Source organism: Pseudomonas sp. LB3P25 (assembly GCF_054897985.1).
The window spans coordinates 377,584-393,302 of sequence record NZ_CM142711.1 but is presented as its reverse complement, the minus strand read 5'-3'; the positions used below and the strand labels follow the sequence as shown (position 1 = coordinate 393,302).

Genomic DNA, 15,719 nt, shown 5'->3' with positions numbered 1-15,719 from the left:
TCACTGAAGATCAACTGTGGGAGCGAGCCTGCTCGCGAAGGCGTCAGACCCGTCGATACATGACTTGGCCACTGCCACGCTCTCTTTCAAACGCTTCATAAGGCGCTCGCGCCCAACGTTCCACACGTTCGTGCAAAAGCGCCGTGGCCTCACGACGCTTGTCATCGCTGTCTCCGACAAACACGTCTGAAGGCCGTTTGGCATGCTGCCCCACCGCCGCAAACACTTGCCCACGCTGCACGTCATCCAATTCAAAAAAATCAGCCAACCGTCCGGCCATAGCCCTCGGCAACTCGCTGTAATTCACCGCCAACCCGCCAAACGTCCGGCATTGCGCCAACCCTGCTCGCAGCAACCGCCCCAACCGCCGTGCGATAAAGTCCTCTCGGCCAGCAAACGGCAATTCATCATCGAGCACACTCGCTCCGATCATCCCCGGCACCATGTGCATGCCGGGACGGCGCAGATGTGAAACGGCAATTTCCAGCGGATCGCGATAAAGGAACAGCCACGGCGTGTCGGGAAAACACTCACGCAGCAACGGCAGTTCACCGATGTTCCAGGCATCGAGTTTGATCACCAAACGTTGCTCGACACCACGCCGACGCTGTCCATAGGCAGACAGCAACCCTTCGATGGCAGCGCGACGTTCGACCGTGGACAAGTCGCTGCGCAATAGCGCATCCAGCGGCGGTGGTTCGCTGATCACGATGTGGTTATCGAGTTGTGCGAGCATCTGGCTGACGAGGGTCGAGCCGCAACGAGACGCGTGAAAGATGAATGCGCTCGGGGCCAGACCGGGACTGCACATTTGCCAGTCAGCAAGGGTCGACAACGGCGTTTCCCGGCGAAACGCCTGATTGAACGGCAATCGCAGTGCGTCCTCAACGGCATCGCGAAAAAACGGCTGATGCAGCGGGGTGTCACCGAACCAGCACCAATCAACGAGCCATTGCCCAGCCTCTTGCCAGACCCGGATCGGCAACCAGCCTTCGAGGTTCATGCCTTCCATTGTTCGTTCCATTGTCGGCGGCCGTCGCGCATGGCGGCGCGCAGTGCTTCGCGGGAGAGCGGAAGGCCTCGCTCAGCCGCCAATTCCAGGGCACGGGAGATAAAAGCTTCGCTGTCCTGCAAAGCCTGCAAGGTTTTGCACAGCGGCGGATCGCTTTCCACCAGCGCCTTGAACTGCGCAAAGCATCCGTGAAAAACATCGACATTCGGCGTGGTCAACTCACCGTCGATAATCGCCTGCTCCAGCCAGGCGCCAGGCCGACAATCGAGCACCAGATGAATGCGCGCCTGAGTATCACGATTGTCCACGCGATGAGGCCGCGACAGGTCGAGAAACCAGCATTCGCCTGCAGCCATCGGTATGCGCAGGCCGTCGAGCAGAAAGTCCACCTGAGGCGCGCTGACGAGCGGGATGTGCAGACGCAAATCGGCGTCCGGCTCGCCGAGGTCGTAGTCGCGATGTTCGTGAATTTGCCCGTCTGGCCCCAGCCGCAGTAGCCGCGCGCAGACAATGTCCAGCGGCAGGTCGCGCAAGCCTTGCTGCCATCGGACATCCCGTAACCAGAGTGCGCGCAAGCGCGGTTCACCGCGACCGGGCGCCAGTTCGGTCAACGCATCCTCAGCAGAGATCAGCGCTACACCGCTCCAGTCTCCGGTGTAGTAAGCACGGTTGAAATGCCCCTGCCACACGTCCTCGTCAATGGCGGCCAATGCCTGCAACAGCAGCGGCAAATCCACGGCCACCGGCAATCGGGAGAACGCCGGTCGGCTCATCGTTTCGGCAACACCGCGCATTCGCCGAGCCAGGTCAGCAAGTGATCGAGACAGGCCTCCACCGACTGCACGCCGGTATCGAGCACCAAGGCGGCGGACGAAGGGGCTTCATACGGTGCAGACACGCCTGTAAATCCTGGCAAATCGCCCCGTCGTGCACGGGCGTAATGCCCCTTCGGGTCACGCTGCTCGCACACGGCCAGGGAAGCGCTGCACCAGACTTCGCGGTAATCCTCGCCCAGTCGCCGGGCAAACACCTCACGCAACTCCAACAGCGGCGCGATCATCGCGAGGATGACGATCTGCCCGTTCTCCACCAGCAGCGCAGCGACTTCACTGGCTCGACGAATATTCTCCAGACGATCGCTGTCGGCAAAGCCGAGATCGCGATTGAGCCCGACCCGCAGCCCGTCGCCATCGAGCACGATGCTCTGCACGCCGCGTTCGAACAGCTCGGCATGCAGCGCCTGGGCCAGGGTCGATTTGCCCGCCGCCGGCAAACCGGTCAGCAAAATCGCCGTGCCGCGATGGTCGTTGCGTGCCTCCCGTTTTGTGCGGCTGATGCTCGCCGTCGGTGCCAACAGGTTACTGGGCCTGGGCATGGGCCACCGGCATCGTGATGTTCCCGGCCGCCCACGCCGCTTCGCGGGTGGCCAACGCGGTGGCAATGGATTGGACTTCGGTGGATTGCACCTGATCCGGCAGCGGATCGAGCCCCGCACTGGCGAAGATCTGGCCGTAAGCGTTACGCAGATCGGCGTACGACAGGTCGCGACGTAAATCGGCCTGCAAGGTGTTCAGTTCGCCCTGGATCAAGTCCAGTTCACCCAGACTGGCCGCCTGATAACGATTGCGCAGCTGGCCAACGATCTGTCCGTCAATTTCCGACAGTTGCTGATTGGTCTTGAACTGCCGCAACGCCTCGCGGTAGTTGGCGTTGGCCACATAAAGCTGCGCCAACACCGCGATCGACATGGCTTGGCGGCGCGCCGCGGCGACCTCTTCACCCGCCTTGGCAACGTTGATCGCCGCCGGAGCGGAGATCACGTTGAACAGGTTCCACGTCACTTTCACGCCGTAGTCGGCCCAGCCCTGCTCCACCAGGAACGAGTTGCTGTCGTAATGCCCGCCGGCCGAGAACTCCAGACCCGGCAGCAGCCGCAACATGGCTTTACGGGTTTCGGCTGCGCTGATGCGGCTTTGGTAATCCTGCTCGCGCAGCTCGGGACGACTGGTCAGGGCTTCCTGTTCCAGGCTGGCGAGGTCAACTTTCAATTCCGGAATGACATAGTCGTCCTGGGTCGCCAGGGTCAGTTCGGTGCCCAGCGGCAGATTGATCAGGGTCGCCAGTTCGGTTTTCGCCAGCGACAGCGCACGGCGCTGTTCTTCCAGTTGGCGAGTGGCTTCGATCAGCGAGCGTTGATAACCCAAGGCCTGAATCGGATCGCCGATTCGCTGCTGGCTCATGCTCTGGCTGTTGCCGCGCGCAGTTTCGACCCGGGCCATGAGGCTGTCGATCTGCTTGAGCAAACGCTCGGCGGCCATGGCCCGCCAATAGGCCGAACGCACGTCCTGAACGATGGTGTTGATCACCTTGCGCCGACGCTCCTGAACGATCAGTCGCTGATCGCCCTGTTGCTTGGCGCTGATGTAGCTGACGCCAAAATCGAGCACGTTCCAGACCATGGTCAGGTCGGCGACTTCACGGTCGCGATCCTGTGAGGTCGATGGCTCCAGAGATTGGGTTCCGGTCCGTACGCTCTGGCTGCTGGAGGCGTTGACGTTGTTGCGGCCGACGTACCCGGCGTCCAGCGCCATGCGCGGCAGCATGTCGAAACTGGCGAGGTCGAGTTGGCGCTTGGCCAGGGCCTCTTCCATGATTTTGAGCCGACCTTCGAGGTTGTACTTCACTGCGCGGGCCATGGCTTGATGCAGAGTCAGCGGACCGCTGAGGGGCTCCTGATCCTTGTACATGTTTTGCAGGTCGCTCCTGGCGCGCTGTTCGCTGACGCTGCGTTCGATCGGTACACTGGTGACTGCACATCCGTTGATCGCAAGCGCCAGCAGGCTGGCGCCGAACAACTTCTGACTTTTCTTCATCCTTGACTGCCCCTGGGTGACGCACAGATTTAAGTATTATTTTCAGGCCTGCATTTCGCTGATGCCGACCTGTCGTAAAGCCGCGGCCAGGCTGTCGACCTGCCGTTGCTCGGTGTCTTTGAGCTGTTGCAATTGCTGGACGAGACTCGGTGCGCCAAACACGCCGCGCAGCCCCTGTGAAACATCCCCGGCCTTGATCGAATGACTGCCGAATGAACTCAGCGAGTCTCGTCCGTTGCTGGAGTCCTGATTGAACAGGCCGGACAACGTACTGGTGCTGAACACCCCACCATCGCCACCGCCAAAGCCGAGGAAGCCGTTGCCCGAGCCATCGCCACCGTTGTCACTGCTGCTGAACACCTGGGCGATGAAGCTGGGCGCCAGCGCGCCGTGGTTAATGAAGATGTCGCCCAGCGGCCGGATGCCGTTGCCGATCACCCGGGCTTCGAACAACGGGCTAAAGGTCAGCGGTGAGCCGAGATCGCCGGTCGGGGGAGTGAAAATGATCGGTTGCAGTGGCACGTTGGGCTGATCGGGTACGGTCACCGGTGGTGGGACCCGGGACAGCGGGTCAGGCGTTACGACCACGGCAGGCGTCTGCACCGGCACGGTGTCGATGGTGTAGTTATTGGACACCGCCACACCAGTGCCGGTATTGCCCGAACCGTCGCTGACGTTGCTGGTGTCCAGCGCGATGAAATTGCTCGGGTCGGTGATGCTCGCGGTCGGCGTGAAGGTCGCCGTCCAGGTCTTGCCGCCATCGCTGCTGACCAGGTTGGTCAGCTCGCCGTTGGTGACACTGAGGTCCGACAGATCGAAATCGCTTACCACTTCGCTGAAGGTGATCGTCACCAGCGTGGTTTGACCCATGCCCAGGTTCGGGTTGGCGACCACGATGGTTGCCGTCGGCCGAGTCGCATCGAGCGCGTAGTTGTTGGAGATCGCGATCCCGGTACCGGCGTTGCCCGCGGCATCCGCCACATTGCTGCTGTCGAGCAGGATCAGGTTGGTGGTGTCGTTGATGTTGGCGGTCGGGGTCAGCGTGGCGGTCCAGGTCTTGCCGCCATCGCTGCTGAGCAGGTTGGACAAAGCGCCATTGGCGACGCTGAGGTCCGACAGGTCGAAACCGGATACCGCTTCACTGAAGGTGATGGTGACCGTGGTGGTCTTGCCGATGCCCAGTGCTGTGTCCGCGACCACGATGGTCGCGGTCGGGCGGGCGGTGTCGATGGCGTAGTTGTTGGAGTCAGTCACGCCCACGCCGCTGTTGCCTGAGGCGTTGGTTACACCGCTGTTGTCCAGGCGGATCAGATTGCTGGTATCGGTCACATTGATGGTGGGCGTGAAGGTGGCGGTCCAGGTAACGCCGCCGTCGCTGGACGACACGTTGCTCAGCGTGCCGTTGGCGAGGGTCAGGTCGGCGTTGGTGAAACCGCTTACCGCCTCGCTGAAGGTAATCGTCACCAACGAGGTTTCGCCGGCCTTGAGGGCGTTGTCGGCGATCACGATGGTCGCAGTCGGCACCTGGGTTTCCACCACGTAGTTGGCCGAGTTGGTGGTGCCCGCCCCGGTATTGCCGGCCAGGTCCGAGACGCCGCTGTTGCTCAGGGTGATGATGTTGCTGGCGTCGGTAATCCCGGCAGTCGGGGTGAAGGTCCCGGTCCAGGTGATGCCGCCGTCGCTGCTGCTTACCGCACTCAAAGTGCCGTTGGCGATGCTCAGGTCACTGTTGTCGAAACCGCTCACGGCCTCGCTGAAGGTGATGGTCACCAGCGCGGTTTCCCCCGGTTTCAGGGTCGTATCGCTCAGCACGATGGTGGCGGTCGGGCGTTGGCTGTCGATGGCGTAGTTGTTGGAATCCGTCGTGCCGCTGCCGGTGTTGCCAGCCCCATCGATCACTCCGGTGTTGTCCAGGGTAATCAGGTTGGTCGAATCGGTGACGCTCGCCGTTGGCGTCAGGGTTGCGGTCCAGGTGATGTTATCGCTGGTGCTCAGATTGCTCAGGGTACCGTTGCTCACCGTCAGGTCGGCCGTAGTAAAACCGGTTACCGCCTCGGAGAACGTGATGGTCACCACCGATGTTTGACCCACCGCCAGCGCCGCGTCCGCGACCACGATGGTGGCCGTCGGGCGCACGGTGTCGATGGCGTAGTTGTTGGAATCGGTGGTGCCGCTGCCGGCGTTGCCCGAGGCGTTTTGCACACCCGTGTTGTCCAGGGTGATCAGGTTACTGGTGTCGGTGATGGCGTTGGTCGGGGTGAATGTAGCCGTCCAGGTGATGCCGCCATCGCCGCTGCTGACGGCGCTCAAGGTGCCGTTGGCGATGGTCAGATCGGCATTGGAGAAACCGCTGACGGCTTCGCTGAAGGTAATAGTTACCAGCGACGTTTCACCGACGCTCAAAGCATTGTCGGCAACGACGATGGTGGCCGTCGGCAGCACCGTATCGATGGTGTAGTTGCCGGAGTTAGTGGTGCCGCTGCCGGTGTTGCCGGCCACATCGGTGACACCGGTATTGGCCAGGGTAATGACGTTGCTCGAGTCATTCACGCCGACGGTTGGCGTGAAAGTCGCGGTCCAGGTGATGCCGCCGTCGCTGCTGCTCACCGCTGTCAATGTGCCGTTGGCGATGGACAGGTCGGCGTTGGTGAAACCGCTCACCGCTTCGCTGAAGGTGATCGTCACCAGCGAGGTTTCCCCGGCACTCAGGGTCGGGTCGGCCAGAACGATGGTCGCCGTAGGACGCACGGTGTCGATCACATAGTTATTGGAATCGGTGGTGCCGCTACCAGCGTTGCCCGCCAGGTCGGCGACCCCGGTGTTGTCCAGCGTGATCAGGTTGGTCGTGTCGTTGATGCTGGCGCTCGGGGTAAACGTCGCTGTCCAGGTAATGCCGCCGTCGCTGCTGCTCACCGCCGTCAACGTGCCGTTGGCGATCGTCAAATCTGCGTTGGTGAAACCGCTCGCCGCTTCACTGAAGGTGATCGTCACCAGCGAAGTTTCGCCGATTCTCAGCGCGGTGTCCGCGACCACGATGGTGGCCGTCGCCCGCACGGTGTCGATGGCGTAGTTGTTGGAATCGGTGGTGCCGCTGCCGACGTTGCCGGTGGCGGCAGCCTGCACGCCGCTATTGTCCAGTGTGATCAGGTTGGTCGTATCGGTGATGCTGGCAGTCGGGGTGAAGGTGGCGGTCCAGGTGATGCCGCCGTCACTGCTGCTCACCGCGGTCAACGTGCCGTTGGCAATCGTCAGGTCGGCGTTGGTGAAACCGGTCACGGCCTGATTGAAGGTGATGGTTACCAGCGACGTTTCACCGATTTTCAGGGCGTTGTCGGCCACGACAATGGTGGCCGTCGGCAGCACGGTGTCGATCGTGTAGTTGCCGGAGTTGGTGGTGCCACTGCCCGCGTTGCCGGAGAGATCGGCCACGCCCGTATTGGCCAGTGTGATGACATTGGTCACGTCATTAACGCCAGCGGTTGGCGTGAAAGTCGCGCTCCAGGTGATGCCGCCGTCGCTGCTGCTCACCGCTGTCAATGTACCGTTGGCGATGGACAGGTCGGCGTTGGTGAAACCGCTCACCGCTTCGCTGAAGGTGATCGTCACCAGCGAGGTTTCCCCGGCACTCAGGGTCGGGTCGGCCAGAACGATGGTCGCCGTAGGACGCACGGTGTCGATCACATAGTTATTGGAATCGGTAGTGCCGCTACCGGCGTTACCCGCCAGGTCGGCGACCCCGGTGTTGTCCAGCGTGATCAGGTTGGTCGTGTCGTTGATGCTGGCACTCGGGGTAAACGTCGCTGTCCAGGTAATGCCGCCGTCGCTGCTGCTCACCGCCGTCAACGTGCCGTTGACGATCGTCAAATCTGCGTTGGTGAAACCGCTCACCGCTTCACTGAAGGTGATCGTCACCAGCGAAGTTTCGCCGATTCTCAGCGCGGTGTCCGCGACCACGATGGTGGCCGTCGCCCGCACGGTGTCGATGGCGTAGTTGTTGGAATCGGTGGTGCCGCTGCCGACGTTGCCGGTGGAGGCAGCCTGCACGCCGCTATTGTCCAGTGTGATCAGGTTGGTCGTATCGGTGATGCTGGCAGTCGGTGTGAAGGTGGCGGTCCAGGTGATGCCGCCGTCACTGCTGCTCACCGCGGTCAACGTGCCGTTGGCAATCGTCAGGTCGGCGTTGGTGAAACCGGTCACGGCCTGGTTGAAGGTGATGGTTACCAGCGACGTTTCACCGATTTTCAGCGCGTTGTCGGCCACCACGATCGTCGCGGTCGGTGGGGCGGTGTCGATGGCGTAGTTGCCCGAAGAACTGATCCCGCTGCCGGTATTGCCCGCCAGATCCGCCACGCCGGTGTTAGCCAAACTGATGACGTTGGTCGCGCTGATGATGCCTGCTGTCGGGGTAAACGTGGCCGTCCAGGTAATCCCGCCGTCGCTGCTGCTTACTGCGCTCAGGGTGCCGTTGGCAATGCTCAGGTCAGCGTTGGTGAAACCCGTCACTGCTTCGGAGAAGGTAATGGTCACCAGCGAGGTTTCGCCCGCTGTCAGTGTTGTATCGGCCAGCACAATCGTGGCGGTCGGGCGCACGGTGTCGATGGCGTAGTTGTTGGAATCAGTGGTGCCGCTACCGGCGTTGCCCGACAGATCGGCCACGCCGGTGTTGTCCAGGGTGATCAGGTTGGTCGTGTCGTTGATGCTTGCGGAGGGCGTGAACGTGGCGGTCCAGGTGATGCCGCCATCGCCGCTGCTCACCGCCGTCAACGTGCCGTTGGCGATGGTCAGATCGGCGTTGGTGAAACCGCTCACCGCTTCGGAGAAGGTGATCGTCACCAGAGAGGTTTCGCCGATTCTCAGCGCCGTGTCTGCGACCACGATGGTTGCCGTTGGCCGCACGGTGTCGATGGCGTAGTTGTTGGAGTCGGTGGTGCCGCTGCCGGCATTGCCCGCCAGGTCGCTGACCCCGGTGTTGTCCAGGGTGATCAGGTTGGTGGTGTCGTTGATGCTCGCGGTCGGGGTGAAGGTTGCCGTCCAGGTGATGCCGCCGTCGCCGCTGCTCACCGCGGTCAAGGTGCCGTTGGCGATTGTCAGGTCTGCGTTGGTGAAACCACTCACCGCCTCGGAGAAGGTGATGGTCACCAGTGAGGTTTCGCCGATTTTCAGCGCATTGTCCGCCACCACGATGGTCGCGGTCGGACGGAGCGTGTCGATTGCGTAGTTGTTGGAATCGGTGGTGCCGCTGCCGGTGTTGCCCGCCAGGTCGCTGACCCCGGTGTTGTTCAGGGTGATCAGGTTGGTCGTGTCGTTGATGCTCGCGTTCGGCGTGAACGTGGCGGTCCAGGTGATGCCGCCGTCGCTGCTGCTCACCGAGGTCAACGTGCCGTTGGCGATGGTCAGGTCGGCGTTGGTGAAACCGCTCACTGCTTCGGAGAAGGTGATGGTCACCAGTGAGGTTTCACCAATTTTCAGCGCCGTGTCCGTCACCACGAGGGTCGCCGTTGGCCGCACGGTATCGATGGCGTAATTGTTCGAATCGGTGGTGCCGCTCCCGGCGTTGCCCGCTCCGTCGCTGACCCCGGTGTTGTCCAGGGTGATCAGGTTGGTCGCATCGGTGATGCTGGCGGTTGGCGTGAAAGTCCCCGTCCAGGTGATGCCGCCATCGCTGCTGCTTACCGCCGTCAAGGTGCCGTTGGCAATCGTCAGGTCGGCATTGGTGAGACCAGTGACCGCTTCGTTGAAGGTGATGGTTACCAGCGACGTTTCGCCGACCCTGAGGGCTGTATCGGTAAACACGATGCTGGCGGTCGGGCGTACGGTGTCGACGATGTAGTTGTTGGAATTGGTGGTACCGACCCCGGCAGTGCCCAGACCGTTGATCACCCCGGTGTTGTCCAGGGTAATGACGTTGGTCGTATCGGAAATGCTGGCGGTCGGCGTGAACGTTGCCGTCCAGGTAATGCCGCCATCGCCGCTGCTCACCGAGGTCAACGTGCCGTTGGCGATGGTCAGGTCAGCATTGGTGAGACCGGTCACGGCCTCGGAGAAGGTGATCGTCACCAAGGACGTTTCGCCGATGCTCAGTGTGGTGTCAGCGACCACAATGGTCGCGGTCGGCGGCGGCGAATACGCGGTGTTGAGTACACCGCCGTCGTTGTAGATGGTCGCGACGGAGGTCGGCGAGGTGCCGGTTGTACCTCCGCCCTGCGCGGTACCGCCTGCACCACTGCCCGCCGCATTGCCGGCCATCGCCGCGAAGTTGGCTGCCGTGATCAACAGCGTGCCTTTGTTCCAGATCGCACCGACGCCCCGGCCGCCCACGCCGCCATTGCTGGCATTGCTGCCCTGGCCACCGCCACCGCCACCGCCGCCACCGGCGCCGATGTTGTTGCTGATGGTCGACGTGCCGACGATGGTGATGGTGCCGCTGCTGGCGTTGTAGATCCCGCCCACCGCGTTGCCGCCAGCGCCACCGACCTTGTCCCAACCGGCCCCGCCACCGCCGCCGCCAATGGAAATCGTGCCATTGGTGGCCGTCGCACCGTTACCGCCGTTGCTGTAATAGGAAACGCCCAGCCCGCCAGCACCGCCAGTGGTGGTACCACCGCGACCGCCCATGTGGGTCGCGTCATAACCGCCGCCGTAACCACCGACACCACCGCCGCCCGCACCTCCGCCCAACGTGCCGGTGCCCGGCCCTGCCGAACCGCCATGCCCGCCACCCTGGCCGCCCAAACCGCCGCCGCCACCACCGCCACCGCCGTAAAAAGCGCCCGTGACACCGCCGCCGCCACCACCGCCGGAAGCGGCGTTGGAGGTCACGGTAACGTTTTTCAGGGTCAGAATCCCTGCGTTGAAAATCCCTCCGGTCATCGCGCCCGTGGCGCCGTAGCCACCGTTGCCGCCCGTGCCCGACACCAGGCCACGGGTGATCACCAGGCCATCGAGCGTCACGGTACTGCCAGACGCCACTTCAATCACTCGGGTCTTGTACTGACCGTCGAGAATCACGTCAGCCGCGCCATCGTTGTTCAAGTCGCCATCAACGGTGATGTTCTTGTTGATCAGCAGTTCGGACGTCAGCTGCACCGTCATGCTGCCGTTGAAGGTGACGATATCGCCGTTCTGCGCCGAGGCGAGGGCTGCACGCAACGAGCCGACGCCGGTGTTGGCGTTGTTGGTGGCCGTCCAGGTCGCCAGGCCCCACTGATAGTCGCTCATGGCCGTGGTCGAGAGGACGTTGGCGCTTTCGATGTTGCCGGTGACGATCTCCAGATTCCAGTCGCCACCGACCCCGGTGCGATTGCTGGAAGCGGCGATATCACGGCCGGTCAGTTGCGCCAGCGAGTCGACGAAACTCAAACCGCGCTCACCTTCGGCGGTGTAGCAGCCGTAGATCATGATGTCGCCGCCGACGTTCATGTCCTTGCCGATTTCCGCCAGCACGGCGCTGCGGGCCGCGACGTTGTCAGCCGACAGATAACTATCGCCCAGCCACAGATCGCCCGCGTTGCCGTGGGCAATGATCTGCACCGAACTGATGCCCTGATGGTGATCGAGGTAGTCGGCAATCTGCTGCAAGCCGTCCTTGGTCGCATCCAGCTGAACCACTTGGGTGCCGGGCGCCACACCCTTGAGCAGGCTGTCGGCATCCTTGACCCGGGAATCGACGAACACCACGCTCTGCCCCGGCACGGCAACGGGGGCTGTCGCTGGCGTGGCATCGGCCTGGCCGTGAGTGTCCTTGCTCGCGACCGGCTGATCGGCCGTTGACGCTTTGGCCGCATCGGCCGTGGGATGGCTGTCAGGCTGAGCGGCATCCGCCACCGTGGCGGCCACCGCACCGTCGAACAGCATTCGCGGCTCCAGGGACATGATCATTGGCGAGGCCAGCGCCCGCGCACCTTCGGTAACCCGCGACTTGCCGTTGCTCCACCACATGCTGCTCACCCGGACTCGAACTTTTGCTTGACGCGTCAATGAAAACGCCGCGATCAACTGATCGCGGCGTCGGCCTTCATACGAATGACATTGGCGGCGCTGGCTGAGCCATCGAGCCAAAAGGACAATTCTGCGTATTGTTTGAACAAGTCCGGCGGCAGGATCGTGCGCCGCGATTGCAGCTCGACCTTGGGTTTGACTTTGTGCAAACCGGAGACGCCGAGGGCTTGATCGAACTCTGGCGCATCGTAGGCGAGGTTGTTGAAGTCATGCTCGAACCAGGGTTCGCCGATGAAGTCGTAGACCAGCCGCATCACCCGATCAGGCGCCTGGGTCAGCAAGTCGTAATCGACAATCAGCAACGCGTCGGCGTGTTCGCCGTAATAGGCTTCCTTGAGCGCTGCCCAGGCAAACCCCACCAGACGATTGCGCTGAGCCAGGGTTTCGCAACGGCTGTAGACCGTATTGCGCTCGACAGCGTCGCCGAACAGCTTGGTGTTTTCAAAGGGGTTGGCGCGATACAAACGCTCGATGCTGTCCATGACCCAGGCGACATTGCGCACGCAGGCAATCACCTTGGCTTGAGGGAACAGGTCGCTGATGGCCGGCAGGCGCGAACTCCATAACCGATTGGTGTCGAACACCACCGGTTTATCGGCCTTGTCGGCGTAGAAGGAATCGAACAGACCGCGAAGTAAACGACGGCGCAGATCGGTATCGATCACCGCACCGAACTCGCTGCCGGCGCTGCACTGCTCCAGAACACCGGAAAACAGGGCGCCAACGGGGCTGGTCATGCCGGCATGAAAGCGCGGGTTCTGCAAAAGAATCGCAGAAAGCAGGGTCGAACCTGAGCGCGGCAGGCCGGAAATAAAGTGAAACTGTGGCAATCCCTTCACCCTGGTCATAAGTCCTTTATGTACGACGGAGCGTAGACCATGGATGGCCATACGGGTAGTGGTGTTTTGATATCAAATCGAAGCTAAATCGTCTGGAAAACGCCTTTTTTTACAGACTCAATGCAACACGAACAAGCGCGCGTTGGCGCCTCCCGCCTGCGTTACGCCAACGTTCTGCCAGCCTGCGGGCAACGGCACGAATTCGTTCGGCACATCGACGGTGCCGATCAACCACACCCGGCCGGTGCCTTTGGGCAAATTACCGAGGCTGTCGAGGTAAATATCCTGAGTCACCAGCGTGCCGAAGCCATAGGCATTCGGCCGGCTCGAAGCGCCATTGGCCAACGGCGGGGTGTACAGCAGCGGTTTGGTGTCGGTGCGGTTGTAGTAGACGTAACTGAGGTACCAGAGCATGTCGCTGGTGACGATCCGGTCACCGGCAACGAAGCGCTGGTTCACGTAGTCCACCAAGACGTTGATTTGATCGTTGGTATCGACCTTGGCGTTGTTGTTCAGGCCCACCAGTTCGACGCCGACAAACAACACCAGCACCGTCACGGCCAGCACCCGGAAGACGGCGTACAGACGATCAATGGCCAGCGCGGCGATCATCGGCAGGCCGAGGGCATACGCGGTGAGGTAACGCTCGATGAACACTGGCGAGATGAACGACACCGAAAACACCAGCAACAACGGTAAAACGGTGTAGATCACCAGCAACGCGCTGCCACGAATGACACTGCGATCCCGCGCCAGCGCCACCCACACCAAGGCCAGCGACGCCAAAGGCAACGTGGTGAAAAGCGGTGTGGCCAGGGTCTCGCCATCGTCCTGGATCAGGAACGACCAGATCATCGAAGGCAACGAGGCGAACGTGACCGGTGTCTCCCACCCGACATCGCCATTGGCTTTGAGCTGATCCATGTGCTGCATCAGATCAATCAGGTTGGGCACCCACGGCAAGTACACCAACACAATCGCCACGTTCGCCCACCACCAGCCGGGCTGCTGGATATGCCGCAAGCGATAGCCAGGCTGTACGCGGATCAGCCCCAGATACAGCCAGTGACACAGCACGCACAGGGCCGTGAAGTAATGGGTGTAGAACGCCGCGCTCATCAGCAGTGCGTAAATAACCAGATAGCGCCTACGCCCGGGGTGTTTGATCCAGTAAACCAGGGCAATCGTGGCACCGATCAGCCACAGCCCCAGCAACGAATACATGCGCACTTCCTGGCTGTAACGCACGGCGGTAGGCAGCAGCGCCAACAGGACGCCGGCCAACAACGCGGCGCGGCGAGTGGCGAGCAAGTCAACCAGCCAGACGCCAAGCGCCACGGTGGCAATCCCCGGTAGCGCGCTCAGGCTTCGAATCGAAAAAATGCCATTGCCGAACAATTCGATCCAGCCATGCAGCAGCATGAAATACAGCGGCGGATGCACATCATGGGCGGCATGCGTCCAGATATCGGCCAGCGAATACTGGCTCAGCAGCAGACTGGACCCTTCATCGCCCCAGACCGCCGCCGCGGTCAAGTCATAAAAACGTACCAGCGCGGCCAATGCCAGGATCGGCAGCAGCCAATGCTCGCGCACCCATCGAAGCAAGCGTTGAACACTCGCCCAGGCGCCGGGTGCCGCGTGGGGGCCTTGGGTGCCGTCAAGCGGCGTTTCTCTGTGCGCCTCCATTGCCTCCCCTCGGGACTGCCGGTGAAAAATCTTGAAACCTGCAATCACTGTAGGACAGCGGCAGCGCCGTCGTCGATGCTGGCTTTGCGACCAACGACATTCGGCGGCCATGCGGATCCGGGTCTACGCTCTGGCATGGCGTGATTTAGCCACGGAGATGAAAGGAGTCGGCTGATCACAACGGTCTGCCCGGAATACCCGGGCCACCCGCGTCTCGCGCCAGACAACTAACCTGAGGGATGAGGAACTATGGAAGTATTCATGGGCACTGTTCAGTCTTTCGCCTTTAACTTTGCCCCCAATGGCTGGGCCCTGTGCAACGGTCAGACGCTGGGGATCTCGCAATACCAGGCGCTTTTCTCACTGCTGGGAACCTACTATGGAGGCAATGGCACCACCAATTTCATGCTACCCAACCTGCAAGGCCGTCTGCCGATGGCACAGGGCAACGGCCTGGGCTGGACCCCGCGCGTCATCGGCGAATTCTCCGGGACCGAGAACGTCACCGCCACCATCACCAACCTGCCCAACCACACCCACGCCTTGTCCGGGCTCACGGCCACCACCACGCTGCAACTGGCCAGCCCGGCGAGCAACCCGGTCACCAACCCGACCGCGATCAACTCGTACATCGGTGCCTCGGGCGGCGGCCCGGGTTCGGCGAGCATCTACTCCGATGCGCAAGGCGCTTCAGCCGTGCCACTCAAAGGCGCGGCCACCACGGTCACGGGGGAAATCTCGTCCGCGGGTAACGGCCTGCCGATGGAGACGATGAACCCGTTCCTGGTGCTCAACTTCAGCATCGCCTTGAACGGGTTGTTCCCTTCGCGCAACTGAGGAGCAGCCGGGGGATTCAAATCCCCCGGCCACTTTCAATACTGGAGTGACGCCATGCTGCAACAGGTTCAAAGCCAACACTTTCAGGCGCTGCTGGGCAAGACAGGGACGTTGCGGCTGCCGGATGGAAGTGAATTGCCGATCCATATCGACAGCCTTGAAGAAACGCCCCGCTCGCGGATGCCCAAGAGCGAGCGCATGCCGTTCAGCGTCGAGTTCAACAGCCTGAGACCCACAGAGTTTGTCGATGGGTTATGTACGCTGGCGTTGCCGGAACTGGGTCAGGTGGAAAACATCTTTGTCTCCCGTGTACCGGCCATGGGACGTGACCCGGGCGTGGGGTATTTTTACATCGCATTTAATTGAACAAGCATGATCTGAAAATGTGGGAGCGAGCCTGCTCGCGAATGCGGTATGACATCCAACAGGAATGTCGACTGATACACCGTCTTCGCGAGCAGGCTCGCTCCC

At 61.9% G+C, this 15,719-nt stretch carries 9 protein-coding genes; 2 read left to right on the top strand and 7 right to left on the bottom strand.

Annotated elements, in window-relative coordinates; genetic code table 11:
• Positions 1-43 precede the first annotated feature (43 nt).
• From ACYZTW_RS01710 to ACYZTW_RS01680, 7 genes are all read right to left on the bottom strand, one after another.
• A complete protein-coding gene (locus tag ACYZTW_RS01710) occupies positions 44-1,012 on the bottom strand; it encodes a sulfotransferase family protein (RefSeq protein ID WP_462003488.1) in 969 nt (322 codons plus the stop codon).
• Entirely contained in the window at positions 1,000-1,785 is a 786-nt protein-coding gene (locus tag ACYZTW_RS01705) for an aspartyl/asparaginyl beta-hydroxylase domain-containing protein (RefSeq protein WP_462005685.1), read from the bottom strand. The genes ACYZTW_RS01710 and ACYZTW_RS01705 overlap by 13 nt, the downstream gene beginning before the upstream one ends.
• Positions 1,782-2,387 carry an adenylyl-sulfate kinase gene (gene cysC / locus ACYZTW_RS01700; RefSeq protein ID WP_462003487.1) on the bottom strand — a complete coding sequence of 202 codons (606 nt, stop codon included), beginning with the start codon at positions 2,385-2,387 and terminating at the stop codon, positions 1,782-1,784. Before cysC ends, ACYZTW_RS01705 begins: the two co-directional genes overlap by 4 nt.
• The gene (locus tag ACYZTW_RS01695) at positions 2,371-3,885 is read right to left on the bottom strand and encodes a TolC family protein (RefSeq protein WP_462003486.1); all 1,515 of its coding nucleotides are present in this window, start codon (positions 3,883-3,885) and stop codon (positions 2,371-2,373) included. Before ACYZTW_RS01695 ends, cysC begins: the two co-directional genes overlap by 17 nt.
• Before the next feature lie 42 nt (positions 3,886-3,927).
• Complete coding sequence (locus ACYZTW_RS01690) at positions 3,928-11,823, bottom strand: Ig-like domain-containing protein (protein WP_462003485.1); 7,896 nt, start codon at positions 11,821-11,823, stop codon at positions 3,928-3,930.
• Between the two features lie 53 nt (positions 11,824-11,876).
• Positions 11,877-12,722: a sulfotransferase family protein gene (locus ACYZTW_RS01685; RefSeq protein ID WP_462005684.1), complete on the bottom strand. Its 846-nt coding sequence runs from the start codon at positions 12,720-12,722 to the stop codon at positions 11,877-11,879.
• 117 nt (positions 12,723-12,839) lie between these two features.
• Positions 12,840-14,411 carry a glycosyltransferase family 39 protein gene (locus ACYZTW_RS01680; protein WP_462003484.1) on the bottom strand — a complete coding sequence of 524 codons (1,572 nt, stop codon included), beginning with the start codon at positions 14,409-14,411 and terminating at the stop codon, positions 12,840-12,842.
• Positions 14,412-14,660: 249 nt separating this feature from the next.
• Here ACYZTW_RS01680 and ACYZTW_RS01675 point away from each other — a divergent pair, with 249 nt between their 5' ends.
• Complete coding sequence (locus ACYZTW_RS01675) at positions 14,661-15,248, top strand: phage tail protein (RefSeq protein WP_462003483.1); 588 nt, start codon at positions 14,661-14,663, stop codon at positions 15,246-15,248.
• Between the two features lie 54 nt (positions 15,249-15,302).
• A complete protein-coding gene (locus ACYZTW_RS01670; protein ID WP_462003482.1) occupies positions 15,303-15,614 on the top strand; it encodes a DUF6916 family protein in 312 nt (103 codons plus the stop codon).
• Positions 15,615-15,719 lie beyond the last annotated feature (105 nt).

What these genes read in the sequence shown, in the direction of transcription:
- ACYZTW_RS01710 (WP_462003488.1), bottom strand. Translation starts at nt 1,012, where the DNA reads ATGGAAGGCATGAACCTCGAAGGCTGGTTGCCGATCCGGGTCTGGCAA.
- ACYZTW_RS01705 (WP_462005685.1), bottom strand. Translation starts at nt 1,785, where the DNA reads ATGAGCCGACCGGCGTTCTCCCGATTGCCGGTGGCCGTGGATTTGCCG.
- cysC (WP_462003487.1), bottom strand. Translation starts at nt 2,387, where the DNA reads ATGCCCAGGCCCAGTAACCTGTTGGCACCGACGGCGAGCATCAGCCGC.
- ACYZTW_RS01695 (WP_462003486.1), bottom strand. Translation starts at nt 3,885, where the DNA reads ATGAAGAAAAGTCAGAAGTTGTTCGGCGCCAGCCTGCTGGCGCTTGCG.
- ACYZTW_RS01690 (WP_462003485.1), bottom strand. Translation starts at nt 11,823, where the DNA reads ATGTGGTGGAGCAACGGCAAGTCGCGGGTTACCGAAGGTGCGCGGGCG.
- ACYZTW_RS01680 (WP_462003484.1), bottom strand. Translation starts at nt 14,411, where the DNA reads ATGGAGGCGCACAGAGAAACGCCGCTTGACGGCACCCAAGGCCCCCAC.
- ACYZTW_RS01675 (WP_462003483.1), top strand. Translation starts at nt 14,661, where the DNA reads ATGGAAGTATTCATGGGCACTGTTCAGTCTTTCGCCTTTAACTTTGCC.
- ACYZTW_RS01670 (WP_462003482.1), top strand. Translation starts at nt 15,303, where the DNA reads ATGCTGCAACAGGTTCAAAGCCAACACTTTCAGGCGCTGCTGGGCAAG.